15 protein-coding genes are annotated in these 15,938 nt (G+C 43.4%); 9 read left to right on the top strand and 6 right to left on the bottom strand.

Annotated elements, in window-relative coordinates; all coding sequences use genetic code 11:
- The first annotated feature begins 38 nt into the window (after positions 1-38).
- The 7 genes from sfsA to panC all read left to right on the top strand — a co-directional run bounded on the left by sfsA (position 39) and on the right by panC (position 6,020).
- Positions 39-770 (top strand): DNA/RNA nuclease SfsA, encoded by a 732-nt coding sequence (gene sfsA / locus FCV43_RS14290; protein ID WP_136995565.1) that lies wholly within the window; start codon positions 39-41, stop codon positions 768-770.
- 130 nt (positions 771-900) lie between these two features.
- Entirely contained in the window at positions 901-1,347 is a 447-nt protein-coding gene (gene dksA, locus FCV43_RS14295) for an RNA polymerase-binding protein DksA (RefSeq protein ID WP_017054149.1), read from the top strand.
- Between the two features lie 70 nt (positions 1,348-1,417).
- On the top strand, positions 1,418-2,341 hold the full coding sequence (gene gluQRS / locus FCV43_RS14300; RefSeq protein ID WP_136995566.1) for a tRNA glutamyl-Q(34) synthetase GluQRS: 924 nt from the start codon (positions 1,418-1,420) through the stop codon (positions 2,339-2,341).
- An 87-nt stretch (positions 2,342-2,428) separates the two neighbouring features.
- Positions 2,429-3,790 (top strand): polynucleotide adenylyltransferase PcnB, encoded by a 1,362-nt coding sequence (pcnB, locus tag FCV43_RS14305; RefSeq protein WP_136995567.1) that lies wholly within the window; start codon positions 2,429-2,431, stop codon positions 3,788-3,790.
- Positions 3,787-4,272 carry a 2-amino-4-hydroxy-6-hydroxymethyldihydropteridine diphosphokinase gene (gene folK, locus FCV43_RS14310; RefSeq protein WP_136995568.1) on the top strand — a complete coding sequence of 162 codons (486 nt, stop codon included), beginning with the start codon at positions 3,787-3,789 and terminating at the stop codon, positions 4,270-4,272. The genes pcnB and folK overlap by 4 nt, the downstream gene beginning before the upstream one ends.
- Positions 4,273-4,323: 51 nt before the next feature.
- Entirely contained in the window at positions 4,324-5,118 is a 795-nt protein-coding gene (gene panB / locus FCV43_RS14315) for a 3-methyl-2-oxobutanoate hydroxymethyltransferase (RefSeq protein WP_017054153.1), read from the top strand.
- An 8-nt stretch (positions 5,119-5,126) separates the two neighbouring features.
- Positions 5,127-6,020 carry a pantoate--beta-alanine ligase gene (gene panC, locus FCV43_RS14320; protein WP_136995569.1) on the top strand — a complete coding sequence of 298 codons (894 nt, stop codon included), beginning with the start codon at positions 5,127-5,129 and terminating at the stop codon, positions 6,018-6,020.
- 94 nt (positions 6,021-6,114) lie between these two features.
- On the opposite strand, the gene FCV43_RS14325 is transcribed toward panC, so the two are convergent.
- The 3 genes from FCV43_RS14325 to FCV43_RS14335 form a co-directional block, all read right to left on the bottom strand.
- Positions 6,115-6,885, bottom strand: a complete 771-nt coding sequence (locus tag FCV43_RS14325; RefSeq protein WP_017054155.1) for an ABC transporter permease — start codon at positions 6,883-6,885, stop codon at positions 6,115-6,117.
- A 1-nt stretch (position 6,886) separates the two neighbouring features.
- The gene (locus FCV43_RS14330; protein WP_136995570.1) at positions 6,887-7,804 is read right to left on the bottom strand and encodes an ABC transporter ATP-binding protein; all 918 of its coding nucleotides are present in this window, start codon (positions 7,802-7,804) and stop codon (positions 6,887-6,889) included.
- Between the two features lie 207 nt (positions 7,805-8,011).
- A complete protein-coding gene (locus FCV43_RS14335; RefSeq protein WP_240697171.1) occupies positions 8,012-9,643 on the bottom strand; it encodes a SulP family inorganic anion transporter in 1,632 nt (543 codons plus the stop codon).
- Between the two features lie 261 nt (positions 9,644-9,904).
- Between FCV43_RS14335 and can the strand changes: the two genes are divergently transcribed.
- Positions 9,905-10,588 carry a carbonate dehydratase gene (gene can / locus FCV43_RS14340; protein WP_136995571.1) on the top strand — a complete coding sequence of 228 codons (684 nt, stop codon included), beginning with the start codon at positions 9,905-9,907 and terminating at the stop codon, positions 10,586-10,588.
- Between the two features lie 57 nt (positions 10,589-10,645).
- On the opposite strand, the gene hpt is transcribed toward can, so the two are convergent.
- Positions 10,646-11,176: a hypoxanthine phosphoribosyltransferase gene (gene hpt / locus FCV43_RS14345; protein WP_029203536.1), complete on the bottom strand. Its 531-nt coding sequence runs from the start codon at positions 11,174-11,176 to the stop codon at positions 10,646-10,648.
- A 293-nt stretch (positions 11,177-11,469) separates the two neighbouring features.
- Between hpt and FCV43_RS14350 the strand changes: the two genes are divergently transcribed.
- Positions 11,470-12,087, top strand: coding sequence for a LuxR/HapR/OpaR family quorum-sensing transcriptional regulator (locus tag FCV43_RS14350; protein ID WP_136995572.1), 618 nt, complete (start codon positions 11,470-11,472; stop codon positions 12,085-12,087).
- 267 nt (positions 12,088-12,354) lie between these two features.
- Here FCV43_RS14350 and lpdA read toward each other — a convergent pair whose 3' ends face one another.
- The gene (lpdA, locus tag FCV43_RS14355) at positions 12,355-13,782 is read right to left on the bottom strand and encodes a dihydrolipoyl dehydrogenase (RefSeq protein ID WP_017054161.1); all 1,428 of its coding nucleotides are present in this window, start codon (positions 13,780-13,782) and stop codon (positions 12,355-12,357) included.
- 247 nt (positions 13,783-14,029) lie between these two features.
- Positions 14,030-15,919 carry a pyruvate dehydrogenase complex dihydrolipoyllysine-residue acetyltransferase gene (gene aceF, locus FCV43_RS14360; RefSeq protein ID WP_136995573.1) on the bottom strand — a complete coding sequence of 630 codons (1,890 nt, stop codon included), beginning with the start codon at positions 15,917-15,919 and terminating at the stop codon, positions 14,030-14,032.
- Positions 15,920-15,938 lie beyond the last annotated feature (19 nt).

The raw sequence follows: 15,938 nt of genomic DNA on the forward strand, positions 1-15,938 counted from the left end.
TTAATGAGACCATCATTGTACATAAAAACAGTATGAGAATGCACTTTAACCCACGATTAGAAAGCGCCACGCTAATAAAAAGATACAAACGTTTCCTTGCGGATATAAAACTCGACGATGGAAGCGAACGAACCATCCATTGTGCCAATACTGGAGCAATGACCGGTTGCGCGACGCCTGGAGATAAGGTTTGGTATTCCACCTCTGATAACCCAAAACGAAAATACCCCAATAGCTGGGAACTTTCTGAAACCTCTCAGGGGCATTTCATCTGTATCAATACGGCAAGAGCCAATCAACTCGCGGTTGAAGCCATCAATAACAATGCCATTTCGGAATTATTAGGGTACGACGAACTGAAAACAGAGGTGAAATATGGCAATGAAAACAGCAGAATTGATATATTGCTAACAGCAGAAAATAAACCAAAGTGCTATATAGAAGTGAAAAGCGTCACTCTGCTCGATGATACTCATAACGGTGACACGATTGGGCAAGGCTATTTTCCCGACACAGTAACGACTCGTGGGCAGAAACATTTACGTGAACTCACAGAAATGGTCAATACTGGAAGTAAAGCCGTACTTTTATTCACTGTTTTACATTCAGGGATTGAAAAAGTCTCTGCGGCACACCATATAGACGCCAAATATTCACAATTACTCATTGAAGCAAGAAATGCCGGAGTGGAAGTTCTCTGTTACAAAGCGGAACTGAACGATTCTGAGATAAAGCTAGTTTCTGCTATTGAATTTATCAATAAGCAGTAAAAGTGATGTTATCTTCACAATGAAGATAAATTTATAACTCAGGATTTGCCACCACAACTGCTTTCTGCTATAGATACCCGCCTCAAATTAACTGCTAAGCAGTTGACTAGGTGTAAGTAGGAGATGCTGCATGCCAGAATCAAAGAAAAAAGCGCTAGGCATCCTAGCCATTGCAGGTGTTGAACCGTATAAAGAAATACCAGGTGAAGAGTACATGTCACCTGAACAAACGCTTCATTTTACTAAAATTTTAGAAGCGTGGCGCAACCAGCTCAGGGAAGAAGTTGATCGTACTGTTCACCATATGCAGGATGAAGCAGCAAACTTCCCCGATCCCGTTGACCGTGCTTCTCAAGAAGAAGAGTTCAGCTTAGAATTACGTAACCGCGATCGTGAACGTCGTCTAATCAAGAAGATTGAAAAGACGCTGGTTAAGATCGAAGATGAAGACTTCGGTTTCTGTGATTCATGTGGTATCGAGATTGGTGTACGCCGTCTTGAAGCTCGCCCAACAGCTGATCTATGTATCGACTGTAAAACGCTTGCAGAAATTAAAGAAAAACAGATGCAGGGCTAATCGCCTTAACTTTGTTTTAAAAGGGAGCTTAGGCTCCCTTTTTTGATTAACCAATGCCAACTTGATCGCTATGACCAACAATACATCATCACCTATCAACACCTCGCCTTACATTGGAAGATTTGCCCCTTCGCCTTCAGGACCTCTGCATTTTGGATCCTTAATTGCGGCGCTGGGAAGCTATTTCCAAGCAAAGTCTATGGGTGGGCAATGGTTAGTCAGAATGGAAGATTTAGATCCACCACGAGAAATGGTGGGCGCATCTAAATTAATCTTATCTGCACTGGAAGCTTATCACCTCTATTGGGATGGTGATGTGGTTTACCAAAGTAAAAGGCATGATCTTTACCAAGATCAAATCGATAAATGGCTAAGCAGCAAACAAGCCTATTATTGCCAATGTTCACGTAAGCAGATTAAACAGAGCGGCGGATTCTATAACGGTGCTTGCCGAGATAAACAGCTTACCTCTACGGACAATTGTTCGATACGCTTAAAAATGGCACACCCTGTTGAGCGCTTCTTAGACCAGCGTCATGCAGAGATAACCATCCCTAAAGCGCTAGCGGAAGAAGACTTCATCATTAAACGTCGTGATGGCCTCTACGCGTATAATCTAGCGGTTGTACTCGATGACATTGACCAAGGTATCACGCAAGTCGTTCGTGGCGCAGATCTGATAGAGCCGACCGGTCGTCAAATTAGTCTGTACCGAACCTTAGGTCATGAACCGGTAAGCTATCTTCATTTACCTCTTGCGATGGATGGAAATGGGAATAAGCTATCGAAACAAAATCATGCCACGGCAATAGATGTGCGAAATCCGAAAGCAACATTACTGAATGCCATGTCATTTTTAGGGTTTGAAATAAACCAAGAAATGCACAGCGTAAGCATCGATGAAATTATTCGTTGGGGCTGCCAAAATTGGCACTTAAAGCAACTACCTTCGCAGATCGAGATCACACCAAGATTCTCAAATGGCGTCAGCTAGGCTATGATTAGCCGCAAATAATGAGCATAACGCCATTTAGAACAGAATAAAGGCAAAGTTGGCGATACCAACTTTTTCGATAAGTTAATGAATAAAAACGACATTACCATTCGCGACGAACGCGAAAACGGAGATTTAGCCCTGAATATTATCACTCGCCAAGAGCACAATATTTCACGTAAGCAGATCAGCGATAATGCTCTAAAAGTTCTCTATCGACTAAACGGTGCCGGTTTTGATGCATTTTTAGTTGGCGGAGGTGTACGCGATCTTTTACTGGCAGAACAGCCTAAAGATTTCGACATCGCGACCAATGCAACACCAGAGCAGATCAAGCACCTATTTAGAAACTGTCGTCTTATTGGACGTCGCTTTAGGCTTGCGCACATCATGTTTGGTCGCGACATCATTGAAGTCGCAACTTTCCGTGGTCACCACCAAGAGCCAAGTAAAAATGTTTCCGCTCAGTCGACCGAAGGCATGCTACTGCGTGATAATGTATACGGCAGCGTCGATGAAGATGCCGAACGCCGAGACTTCACCATCAATGCAATGTACTACAACATTGCTGACTACAGCATCCATGATTATGCTGACGGTATTGAAGACCTTGAAGACAAGCTGATTCGTTTAATCGGCCACCCTGAAACTCGTTACCGTGAAGATCCAGTGCGTATGTTGCGCGCGATTCGCTTTGCAGCAAAACTCGATTTTGATATCGAAGAAGATACTGGCGCTCCTATCGAGGAACTCGCTCATCTTCTGCAAGATATTCCTTCAGCTCGCCTATTTGAAGAGTCATTAAAGCTACTTCAATCAGGATACGGTTTAGAGACGTACCACTTAATGCGTGAGTACAACCTATTCCAACAGATGTTCCCATCGATTGCCGAAGAGTTCACTGAAGATTACTCATCACCGACAGAGATGATGCTTGATCTGGTGCTTGATTCGACTGATCTTAGAATTGAAGATGGTAAGCGTATTAACCCAGCATTCATGTTTGCGGCTATTTTGTGGTACCCAATGAACAAACTGGCAGACAAGCTAGTCGCAGAGCAAGGTATGGCCCATTACGATGCCGTAATGGAAGCAAGCAACCTGATACTTGATAAGCAAGTGCGCTCAATAGCCATTCCTCGTCGTCATACCGCTACCATTCGCGAGATTTGGCAGCTTCAATTGCGTCTTCCTCGTCGCAATGGCAAACGCGCTTCTCGCCTTATGGAGCTGAATAAGTTCCGTGCTGGCTATGATTTCTTAGAAATGCGTGGTGAAGTTGAACAAGGCGAAACTGAGAAGCTAGCAAAATGGTGGGACACCTACCAAAAAGCGGGCCGTAATATGCGTCAAGCGATGGCAAACGAAGTCGATGGAGCACCGAATCGCTCTGGCCAAACTCGTCGTCGTAAGAATTACCGCAATAAAAAAGCGAAATCAGCAGAATGATCACGACGTACATTGCTGTAGGCAGCAACCTTACCGATCCGGTATCTCAAGCAAACCGTGCGATTGATGCGCTAAGGTTACTGCCTAAATCTGAGTTAGTGAAAGCCTCTATGCTATACAGTAGCACACCCATGGGGCCGCAAGACCAACCAGATTACATCAATGCTGTTATTGAAATTCAAACCGAATTAACGCCACTTGAACTGCTCGACTGCACACAAGCGATTGAGCTAGAACAAGGGCGTGTCCGTAAAGATGAGCGCTGGGGTCCAAGAACCTTAGATCTCGATATTATCTTATACGGCAATGAGGTGATCGATTCCGAGCGTCTAGTCGTTCCGCATTATGGAATGAAAGAGCGTGAATTCGTGCTCTACCCGCTTGCTGAAATCGCACCAAGTTTACAACTCCCTGATGGCGAGCGACTTGCCGATCTATTAACAGTCGTTGACCAAAATGGACTCAGTATTTGGTGTTCATAACGGAAGGTTATAGCACTCCGTTTTACAGCCAGACACTGATAAGGATAATCAATGAAAAAAATCACCATTAATGACCTAATCAAATGCAAGCAAGAAGGCCGCAAGTTTGCGACATCAACAGCCTATGATGCAAGCTTTGCTCAACTGTTTGAAAGCCAAGAGATGCCAGTATTATTGGTTGGCGACTCATTAGGAATGGTACTGCAAGGTAAGAATGATACTTTGCCAGTGACAGTTGAAGATATTGCTTACCATACTAAAATGGTTCGAGCTGGTAGCCCTAACTGTCTATTAATGTCAGACATGCCATTCATGAGCTACGCGACACCAGAACAAGCTTGCGAGAACGCAGCAACCTTGATGAGAGCTGGCGCTAACATGGTTAAGATTGAAGGTGGTCGATGGTTAGTTGAAACCGTAGAGAAACTAACAGAACGCGCTGTCCCTGTTTGTGCCCACCTCGGTTTAACGCCTCAATCTGTTAATATTTTTGGTGGCTACAAGATCCAAGGTCGTGACCAAGAACAAGCAGATAAAATGGTCTCTGATGCCTTAGCTCTGCAGAATGCTGGAGCCCAAATCGTATTACTAGAATGCGTTCCTGCATCCCTTGCTGAACGCATTACCAAAGCGTGTAATGTACCTGTTATCGGCATTGGTGCTGGCAACGTCACCGATGGTCAGATTTTGGTAATGCACGATATGTTCGGGATTTCAGCGAACTATATGCCAAAATTCTCTAAAGATTTCTTGGCTGAAACTGGAGACATGCGTAAAGCTGTCGCGAAGTACATTGCTGATGTGCAACAAGGGACTTTCCCTGATGACGCACACACCATCGCTTAGGAAAGACTATGCAAACTTTTGCTGAAATAACCGCTTTACGCGAACAGATCAAACAGTTGAAGCGTGATGGACGAACCATTGCTTTTGTTCCAACTATGGGCAACTTGCATGAAGGGCATCTTACCTTAGTGCGCAAAGCTCGTGAACATGCCGATATCGTCATCGTGAGTATTTTTGTGAATCCTATGCAGTTCGAACGTGCAGACGATTTAACAAACTACCCACGCACGTTAGAGGACGATTTAAGCAAACTTAACGGTGAAGCGGTCGATCTCGTCTTTACTCCAACGCCAGAGATCATGTACCCAGGAGGTTTAGATAAACAGACCTCTGTTGAAGTGCCTGGCTTATCACAAATGCTGGAAGGTGTTTCTCGTCCGGGTCATTTCCGTGGTGTTTCCACCATAGTGACGAAGCTATTCAACATCGTTCAACCCGATGTCGCTTGCTTTGGCGAAAAAGATTACCAACAACTTGCGGTAATACGTCAAATGACCACCGATCTTGCGTTGGATATCAAAATTATTGGTGTACCAACAGTCCGTGAAATGGATGGTTTAGCGCTTAGTTCACGTAATGGCCTACTGACCATTGATCAGCGCCAACGAGCGCCTGTATTAGCGAGAACCATGCGCTGGATAAGCAGTGCTATTCGCGGTGGTCGTGATGATTACGCTTCTGTGATTGAAGATGCGAGCGATCAACTACGTGCAGCAGGCTTACAACCAGATGAAATTTTCATTCGTGATGCGAGCACTCTACAAGCGGTATCAGCGGAAAGTAGCCAAGCGGTCATTTTAATGTCCGCATTCTTAGGTCAAGCTCGTTTAATTGATAACCAAGTTTTGGATCTAGCTGCGGAAGTGAAAGAGCCTGAAGCCACAGAAGAAAAAACAGAGTAGTCGTTTTTATTAGTAAACGACACCGCATAATAAAAGGCGCCATCACTAATGATGGCGCCTTTTTCGTTTATTGTCTCTTTATCCGCTATCGTAATTAACTACGTAGACCAATACCTTTCGTCACTAGATAGTGAGCAATGGCATAGAGCGTCACAATAAACACACCCAGCACACTAAAAGAGGTCACGATACCTACATCAGAAACCCCTAAGAAGCCATATCTGAATGCATTAACCATGTAGACAATCGGGTTCAGTTTAGAGACGCCTTGCCAGAATTCCGGCAGCAGGCTGATCGAGTAGAAAACCCCACCCAAGTATGTCAACGGTGTCAGAATAAAGGTTGGAATAATCGAGATATCATCAAACGTTCGTGCAAATACCGCATTAATTAATCCACCAAGCGCAAACACAATCGACGTTAAGAAGACCGTCGCAATGATCACACCCCAGTGATCAACTTGTAGATCGACAAAAAACAGTGAAACGAATGTTACGATCGTACCAACAAGCAAACCACGTACAACACCGCCCATCACGAAGCCAGCGATAATGACATAGTTTGGGACCGGAGCGACCAATAGTTCTTCGATGTTTTTTTGGAACTTAGCACTAAAGAATGAGGAGGCAACATTCGAATACGAGTTGGTGATCACCGACATCATGATCAAACCAGGAACGATGTATTCCATATAGCTAAAACCATTCATTTCACCGATTCGAGCACCAATCAGGTTACCGAAAATGATGAAGTAAAGTGTCATAGTGATTGCAGGTGGAACCAACGTTTGCACCCAAATACGAGTGAATCGGTTCACCTCTTTCGTCAATAAGCTACAAAAAGCTGTCCAATATAAGCTGTACATATTATTGACTCCCCTCACGAACAATACTCACAAATAACTCCTCTAAACGGTTCGCTTTATTACGCATCGAGAGCACTTTTACGCCGTGTTCACTTAGTTGAGCAAAAATGGCGTTTAAGCCTAAATTCTTATCAATTTCAATTTCTAAAGAGCCATTAACCATCACCTGGCTATTCACTCCATCGAGCTTAGGTTCTGGTGTTCCTTCTTCTAAATCCAAAATGAAGGTCTCAACACTCAGTTTGCCAAGCAGTGATTTCATGCTGGTATTCTCAATCAACTCACCACGATTAATGATGCCGATATTTCGACAGAGCATCTCCGCTTCTTCCAAATAGTGCGTGGTCAGGATAATCGTAATGCCCAGCTCCTCATTAATACCTTGAAGGAACTCCCACATAGAGCGGCGCAGTTCAATATCAACACCCGCAGTTGGTTCATCAAGAATCAACAGTTGTGGCTCATGCATCAGAGCACGTGCAATCATTAGACGACGCTTCATACCACCCGATAGGTTACGAGCACGTTCGCCGCGCTTTTCCCATAAATCTAACTGAGATAGGTACTTTTTAGCTCGTTCTTTAGCGAGTGCTTTTGGTACACCGTAGTAACCCGCTTGCTGTAGAACTATCTGCTCTACCGTTTCAAATGGATTAAAGTTGAACTCTTGTGGCACCAATCCTAAGTTCTGTTTTGCCAACTCAAGATCAGTATCAATGTTGTATCCGAATACCTTAACCTTGCCTGAGGTCTTGTTAACAAGAGATGAAATAATGCCAATAGTCGTCGACTTCCCCGCACCATTGGGACCTAACAAGGCGTAAAAATCACCTTTTTTAACACTTAAGCTAACGCCTTTTAAAGCTTCGAAGCCGCCAGCGTAAGTCTTGCGTAACTGTTCTATTTCTAATGCGTACATTGCTTTACCCTTCAAGCTAAGCAGGTAATTGATTATGGCCGACAGTCTATCGTCGAATGACGATTAAAGCAATAAAACCTCACCGACTCTTATTAATTAATGAATCTTATCAATTGATGCCATGATCAATTCACCACAAAAAAGCCGTTGAACTTTACCTCTTCAACGGCTTACAACCCCTACTACGCTCTGTCGAATCTCTAATAATCAGTTCTCATCCACACCGACATATTCGAGTGCTGCATTCAACGCTTCATACCTGAACTTGAAACTATTATGTTCTGGCACTAAATCCAAAACATGAAACTTCTCTAATTGCTCTAACGTGCTTTCATTAGGGCAAAGTAAATAGACCTCACAGTTCGTATCCAACGCATCTTTTATGGCATTTTCTAACGCAAGACCCACCGTGACGTCGATCATTGGCACATCGCTTAAATCTAAAATCATCGCGTCATAGTCATCAATACTATTATGTTGGCGTGAAATCGCTTTCGAAACGCTGAAAATCATTGGGCCAGAGAGGTAAAAGAACAACACCTTTCCATTAGCCCGATCAAGCAAGGATCTTTCGCTGTCCGTTAACGGGACATCATTGTCATCAGCATCACTGATGGCCTTTACTTTTCTCGCCTGTTCACGGCTTAATCGCTCAATAATAATGATGTTAGAGATGAAAACGCCCAAACCAACCGCCGCGATTAAATCGACAAATACCGTCAGAAGCATTACCCCATACATAATCGCCATGCCTTGTAGGCTGACTTTATGAGCGCGCTGGATGAAACTCCAATCCAATATATTGAAGCCAACGTATACTGCAATTCCCGCCAAAACTGCCATTGGAATCGGTTCAGTGAGTGAGCCTGCCACTAATACAACTAAGGCTAAGACTAAAGCTCGGATCACTCCAGAAAGAGGCGAACGCGCACCCACTTGGATATTGGTCACCGTTCCCATCGTAGCCCCTGCGCCCGGTAATGCACCAAACAAACCAGACAACATATTGGCTAAACCTTGGCCTCTCAGTTCCTTATCTGAATCATGATCCTTACGAGTTAGAGAGTCTCCAATAACAGCCGTTAGCAGCGTATCAATACAACCTAGAGTCCCCAATACCAACGCATCAATAACCATCGCAGTGAGCATTTCAGCGTTTACCGTTGGAATAACAAGAGATGGTAAACCCGCTGGAATTTCACCGATTCGACGAATACTATCAGTATCAAAAATGATGACCGACAATAAGGTGACCACAATCAGCGCCACAAGCTGAGCGGGCATATATTTACGATATTTATCCGGCAATAAGAACAGAATAAGCAGAGTCAAAATGCCCAAGAATAGCTCTCCAAACTGAATGTCAGAGAGTGTCTCAGGCAAAGCATTCAATGTCCCCATCACGCCACCGGAAGGGGCTGGGTGTCCCAATAGTGGGGAGAGCTGGAGGATGATCAGTATTACGCCAATTCCCGACATAAAACCGGAGATCACACTATATGGCATCAAAGTTATATATTTTCCTAACTTTAAAGTACCGATTAATATCTGAAATGCGCCGGCCATCATCACCACGGTAAATGTCATTGCCATGCCAGTTTCGGGGTAGCGAGCCATCATGCTGGTCATTACCGCCGTCATGATCACCGTCATTGGACCGGTAGGCTCAGAAATTAAGCTGGATGAACCACCAAAAAGCGCAGCGAATAACCCCACCATAATCGCGCCCCACAACCCGGCCTCGGCTCCTGCCCCAGAAGCAACACCAAACGCTAATGCCAAAGGAAGTGAAATGATGGCAGTCGTAACACCACCGAACATGTCTCCCTTAAAATTCATATCTTTAAAACGACTTCCAAACAAAATATGGCTCCTGCCAATAGAAAACGGGGATGAATATAAGCTTAACAAATCTCACATCGATAATTGAGCACTCTCATTATCTCCGTCATCATGAGTTATAACTGAAAGTTAGGATCAGCGCTAAGTTAATGATTTTTGCCTCTAGAACACGTCAGATGAGTACGTTTTAACTGATTTTTTACACGACCGAATTTGTAACATTGTGTATAGTGATGAAAGATCATTAAGGGAAGTAAGATGCCAGAAATTAAACAACTTTTTGAAAATAACTCAAAATGGTCAGAGTCGATCAGATCCAACCAGCCAGAGTATTTTGCAAAACTAGAGGACGGCCAAAATCCAGGATTTCTTTGGATAGGTTGCTCAGATAGTCGAGTTCCAGCAGAACGTTTAACAGGGCTTCATTCCGGGGAACTTTTTGTCCACCGAAACGTAGCGAACCAAGTGATTCATACCGATTTGAATTGTCTTTCTGTCGTGCAGTATGCGGTTGATGTTCTTAAAGTGAATCACATCATTGTGTGCGGTCACTATGGTTGTGGCGGGGTAAATGCGGCCATTGATAACCCTCAACTTGGTTTAATCAACAACTGGTTGCTTCATATCCGAGACCTGTATTTAAAGCACCGTAGTTTTCTTGCTGAAATGCCTCGAGAACGTTGGGCAGATAAGCTATGCGAAATTAATGTTGCAGAGCAAGTGTATAACTTGGGTAACTCGACTGTACTTCAAAATGCATGGGAGCAGGGTCAAGATATTCAAGTCCATGGCGTAGTCTATGGTATCGGAGATGGAAAATTAGAAGACATTGGTATGCGCTGCTCTAGTAGAGAAAGTTTAGAGACTTCATACCATGCTGCAATTAAGAAAATACTCAGCTCAAAAGAGCTATTAACCAGTATTGATGAGTTAAACCCATAAAATTAAAAATGCCCGCTAACTTAAGCGGGCATTTTATTGCATCAGTTCAATCGATACTTACTCTTGAGGTACAACTTTACCAATGTAAGGTAGGTGACGATATTTCTGTGCGTAATCTATCCCTACACCAACAACAAATTCATCTGGGATTTCAAAGCCAATCCACTTAACATCCACATCAACTTCACGACGCGATGGTTTATCTAACAAAGTACAGATCTGAATCGACTTAGGTTCACGTAGTGATAAAATTTCACAAACTTTGTTTAAAGTGTTACCCGTATCGATGATGTCTTCCACCAGCAAAACATCTTTGCCTTTAATATCATCATCTAGATCTTTCAAGATACGCACATCACGCGAACTCGACATTGTATTGCCGTAGCTAGATGCGGTCATGAAATCCACTTGGTGTGTTATGTCAATGGCACGAGCTAAATCAGCCATGAAGACAAATGAGCCACGTAGCAGACCTACCATGACTAAATCTTCGCTGCCTTGATAGTGTTCCGTAATTTGCTGACCTAATACACGTACTCGCTCCTGAACTTCTTGTTCTGGAATCATAACTTCAACTGTATGTTTCATACCAATCTCGATTTGTGGGGTGTTAACTACATCGATTTTATAGCAAAAATCATGTAGCTCCATAAACTCGGGCTTATCTTAACACTGCTACGCCCCATAGTTAAATGTTTAACCTTGCCGCGATGATTAGAATAAATTTCATACGCAATCCATTGCTTTTCTCATTACTGATATAATTGTCTACTAATTCGCCATTAGTTATTGACCTACTTCATATGCACCATTACACTCATACCGCTTTAAGCAATAAATATAATAATCAATTAGAAACAACTCACGGCAAGGAAAATAAAATGGACTCAATAGCTAAGAGACCAAGAACAAGGCTTTCTCCTCAACGACGCAAACATCAGCTGATGGAAATTGCGTTAGAAGTATTCGCTCGTCGTGGCATAGGACGTGGTGGTCATGCAGATATTGCAGAAATCGCCCAAGTCTCTGTTGCTACTGTATTTAACTACTTCCCGACTAGAGAAGATTTAGTCGATGAAGTGTTAAACCATGTGGTTCGTCAATTCTCGAACTTCCTCTCTGACACCATTGATCTCGATCTACACGCAAAAGAAAACTTGCATAACATCACCTCTGAAATGGTGAGTTTAGTGATCAATGATTGCTACTGGCTGAAAGTGTGGTTTGAATGGAGCGCATCAACACGTGACGAAGTATGGCCTCTGTTTGTTACAACGAATAGAACCAGCCAACTGCTCGTTCAAAATATGTTTGCTAAAGCGATAGAGCGTGACGAAGTCTGTGATCAACATGAGCCAGAGCATTTGGCTAATTTGTTCCACGGCGTATGTTACTCGCTATTTGTTCAAGCAAATCGAAACCCAGACCTAGAGAGCATACAAGCCTTGCTTACGAGCTATCTAGACATGCTATGTATTTACAAGCGTGAAAATCACTAATTTATTCGCGTTACCAGCGGATAAAACCGCCATGTAATCTAGAATAAACAAATAAAAAGGCTGATATTTATATCAGCCTTTTTTAATCCGTGGTCTTTTGTACTTTGTACTTCATAGCTTCATAGCTTCATAGCTTCATAGCTTCATTACGACAAATATCACGCTGATAAATTTTAGACACAAAAAAACCGCTGACTTATCAGCGGTTTTTATTCTTTTAAAAGCTCTTATCTCGAAGTGATTTAGCGAATAATGCTAATGTACAACTTACTTCTTCTTAACTGCTTTTTTGTTTGGTAGGTCAGTGATTGAACCTTCAAATACTTCCGCAGCTAGACCCACAGACTCATGTAGAGTTGGGTGAGCGTGGATAGTAAGTGCGATGTCTTCTGCATCACAACCCATCTCGATAGCAAGACCGATTTCACCAAGAAGTTCACCACCGTTAGTACCGACGATAGCACCACCGATGACACGGTGAGTCTCTTTATCAAAAATAAGCTTAGTCATACCATCAGCGCAATCAGATGCAATCGCACGGCCTGATGCAGCCCAAGGGAAAGAGGCAACTTCATAGTTAAGGCCTTCTTCTTTCGCTTCTTTCTCTGTCTTACCTACCCAAGCGACTTCTGGCTCAGTGTACGCAATTGATGGGATTACTTTAGGGTCGAAGTAGTGCTTCTTACCTGAAATAACTTCAGCAGCAACGTGGCCTTCATGCACACCTTTATGAGCAAGCATTGGTTGGCCAACCACATCACCGATAGCATGGATGTGATCTACGTTTGTACGCATTTGCTTATCTACGTTAATGAAACCACGTTCATCAACTTCGATACCCGCTTTTTCAGCATCGATAAGTTTGCCATTTGGTACACGGCCGATAGCAACAAGAACGGCATCGTAACGCTCAGCTTCTGCTGGTGCTTTTTTGCCTTCCATCGAAACGTAAATACCATCTTCTTTCGCTTCAACTGCTGTTACTTTAGTTTGTAACATCAGCTTAAATTTGTTCTTAATACGCTTAGTGTAAACTTTAACGATGTCTTTATCCGCAGCAGGGATAACTTGATCGAACATCTCTACAACTTCAACTTTAGAACCTAGAGAGTGATATACCGTACCCATTTCAAGACCGATGATACCACCGCCCATGATAAGTAGCTTTTCAGGTACTTCTTTCAGTTCAAGTGCATCCGTAGAGTCCCAAATGCGTGGGTCTTCATGAGGAATAAACGGTAGCTTGATTGGGCGAGAACCCGCTGCAATGATAGCGTTGTCAAAGTTAACCGTTGTTGGCTCGCCTTCGCCTTCAACAAGAATGCTGTTAGGACCTGTGAATTTACCGAAACCATTAACAACTGTAACATCACGCATCTTAGCCATACCGCCAAGACCGCCAGTCAGTTGAGTGACAACTTTATCTTTCCAAATACGGATCTTGTTAATATCAGTTTGAGGCTCACCAAATACAACACCGTGATCAGCCATCGCTTTTGCTTCTTCGATAACTTTAGATACATGAAGCAATGCTTTTGATGGGATACAACCCACATTCAAACATACACCACCAAGCGTGTTGTAGCGTTCAACTAATACCGTTTCTAGACCTAAATCTGCACAACGGAATGCCGCTGAATAACCAGCAGGACCTGAACCAAGTACAACAACTTGGGCTTTAATTTCTTTGCTCATTGTGACCTCTTGTAGTCATTATCCCTAACAGGCTGAATGGGTAAACCTAAAATAGAATGTCGCTTTCAAACGGTACATATTTTACAGAGATGTTAACAGTGTGAAAGCAAGATTAGGTTAGCCTGTGAGCTAGACAACAATTCATCTCATGAAATTCTGATTTATAGAAAAGCGATGATGAATATTGTCTACTAATTCTGTGTGTTAAAAATTAAGGTGACCCGAAAGTCACCTTAATAATTGCTTTCTAAAGTACTAGACGACGAATGTCTGACAATGCACTATTTAAGAAAGTAATGAATCGCGCACCTTCTGCGCCATCGATCACTCGGTGATCGTACGACAGAGAAAGAGGAAGCTGTAAGCGAGGTTCAAAATCTTTACCATTCCATACTGGTTTGATTTCAGATTTAGATACACCAAGGATACCCACTTCAGGCGCATTTACGATTGGTGTAAATGCTGTGCCACCAATACCGCCAAGGCTTGAGATAGTGAAACAACCGCCTTGCATATCAGCAGCAGTAAGCTTACCTGCACGTGCTTTCTTAGAAATAGCCATTAGCTCTTCAGATAGCTCGTAAATACCTTTTTTGTTCACATCTTTAAAGACTGGAACAACTAGGCCATTAGGCGTATCAACCGCAATACCTACGTTTACGTATTTCTTAAGGATGATGCTTTCACCATCTTCAGAAATAGAAGAGTTAAACGCTGGGAACGCTTCTAATGCTTTAGCTACCGCTTTCATGATGAACACAAGTGGCGTGATCTTCATGCCTGTGTCTTTCTTCGCTTCGATTGCATTCTGTTCTTTACGGAACGCTTCAAGCTCAGTGATATCAGCGTTATCCCACTGTGTAACGTGAGGGATCATTACCCAGTTACGATGTAGGTTAGCACCTGAGATCTTCTTAATCTTAGAAAGCTTCTGAACTTCAGTTTCACCGAACTTGCTGAAATCCACTTTTGGCCAAGGCAGAAGACCAAGTGCAGAGCCGTCACCGCCTTTCGCAGAAGCTGCAGCACCAGACTCAAGACGCTTAAGCGCTTCCTTAACGAAGCTCTGTACATCTTCTTTCAAGATACGGCTCTTACGGCCTGTACCTTTAACTTTAGTCAGGTTAACACCAAATTCACGCGCTAAACGACGAACAACTGGTGAAGCATGTGCGTAGTCATTATTCTCTTGGAAATCACCAGCAGCTGGTGCTTCAACTTTAGCAGCAGGAGCCGCAGGTGCTGATGGCGCTTGAGCTACTGGAGCCGCCGCTTGAGAAGCAACAGGCGCTGCCCCTTCAACAACAAACGTCATGATTAGAGAACCAGTGGTTACTGAATCGCCTTCAGCAATCTTGATCTCTTTAACTGTACCAGCGAATGGTGCAGGCACTTCCATAGAAGCTTTGTCGCCTTCTACAGTGATTAGAGATTGCTCTTCTTCTACTGTATCGCCAACTTTAACCATAACCTCAGTAACTTCTACTTCGTCACCACCGATATCAGGAACGTTCACTTCTTTCTCAGCAGATGCCGCAGGAGCCGCTGCCACTGGTGCCGCCGCTTCAACTGCTGGAGTTGCTGGCGCAGAGCCTGTAACTTCAAAGATCATGACTAGAGAACCAGTAGACACTGAATCACCAGAAGCGATTTTGATTTCTTTAACGATACCAGCGAATGGTGCAGGAACTTCCATTGAAGCCTTATCACCTTCAACAGTAAGGATAGATTGCTCTTCTTCAACTGCGTCGCCAACTGCAACCATGATTTCAGTGACTTCAACTTCATCACCGCCAATGTCAGGAACGTGAACTTCTTTAAGCTCAGCAACTGATGCAGGCGCAGCTACAGGAGCCGCTTCAACTGCAGGAGCAGCCGGTACTGCTGCACCTTCCGCTTCGCCACTTTCTTCAACGAACAGCATAATTAGAGAACCAGTAGAAACAGAATCGCCTTCTGCAACTTTGATCTCTTTAACAATACCTGCTTGAGACGCTGGAACTTCCATAGAAGCTTTATCGCCTTCAACCGTGATCAGAGACTGCTCTTCTTCAACCTTGTCGCCAACGCTTACAAGAATCTCAGTAACTTCAACCTCATCCGCACCAATGTCAGGTACATTAATTTCGATTGCCATTGCTTATTTACCTTCTATT

The organism is Vibrio genomosp. F6 (assembly GCF_005146325.1).
GTDB classification, from domain to species: domain Bacteria; phylum Pseudomonadota; class Gammaproteobacteria; order Enterobacterales; family Vibrionaceae; genus Vibrio; species Vibrio cortegadensis.

What these genes read in the sequence shown, in the direction of transcription:
- sfsA (WP_136995565.1), top strand. Translation starts at nt 39, where the DNA reads ATGCACTTTAACCCACGATTAGAAAGCGCCACGCTAATAAAAAGATAC.
- dksA (WP_017054149.1), top strand. Translation starts at nt 901, where the DNA reads ATGCCAGAATCAAAGAAAAAAGCGCTAGGCATCCTAGCCATTGCAGGT.
- gluQRS (WP_136995566.1), top strand. Translation starts at nt 1,418, where the DNA reads ATGACCAACAATACATCATCACCTATCAACACCTCGCCTTACATTGGA.
- pcnB (WP_136995567.1), top strand. Translation starts at nt 2,429, where the DNA reads ATGAATAAAAACGACATTACCATTCGCGACGAACGCGAAAACGGAGAT.
- folK (WP_136995568.1), top strand. Translation starts at nt 3,787, where the DNA reads ATGATCACGACGTACATTGCTGTAGGCAGCAACCTTACCGATCCGGTA.
- panB (WP_017054153.1), top strand. Translation starts at nt 4,324, where the DNA reads ATGAAAAAAATCACCATTAATGACCTAATCAAATGCAAGCAAGAAGGC.
- panC (WP_136995569.1), top strand. Translation starts at nt 5,127, where the DNA reads ATGCAAACTTTTGCTGAAATAACCGCTTTACGCGAACAGATCAAACAG.
- FCV43_RS14325 (WP_017054155.1), bottom strand. Translation starts at nt 6,885, where the DNA reads ATGTACAGCTTATATTGGACAGCTTTTTGTAGCTTATTGACGAAAGAG.
- FCV43_RS14330 (WP_136995570.1), bottom strand. Translation starts at nt 7,804, where the DNA reads ATGTACGCATTAGAAATAGAACAGTTACGCAAGACTTACGCTGGCGGC.
- FCV43_RS14335 (WP_240697171.1), bottom strand. Translation starts at nt 9,643, where the DNA reads ATGAATTTTAAGGGAGACATGTTCGGTGGTGTTACGACTGCCATCATT.
- can (WP_136995571.1), top strand. Translation starts at nt 9,905, where the DNA reads ATGCCAGAAATTAAACAACTTTTTGAAAATAACTCAAAATGGTCAGAG.
- hpt (WP_029203536.1), bottom strand. Translation starts at nt 11,176, where the DNA reads ATGAAACATACAGTTGAAGTTATGATTCCAGAACAAGAAGTTCAGGAG.
- FCV43_RS14350 (WP_136995572.1), top strand. Translation starts at nt 11,470, where the DNA reads ATGGACTCAATAGCTAAGAGACCAAGAACAAGGCTTTCTCCTCAACGA.
- lpdA (WP_017054161.1), bottom strand. Translation starts at nt 13,782, where the DNA reads ATGAGCAAAGAAATTAAAGCCCAAGTTGTTGTACTTGGTTCAGGTCCT.
- aceF (WP_136995573.1), bottom strand. Translation starts at nt 15,919, where the DNA reads ATGGCAATCGAAATTAATGTACCTGACATTGGTGCGGATGAGGTTGAA.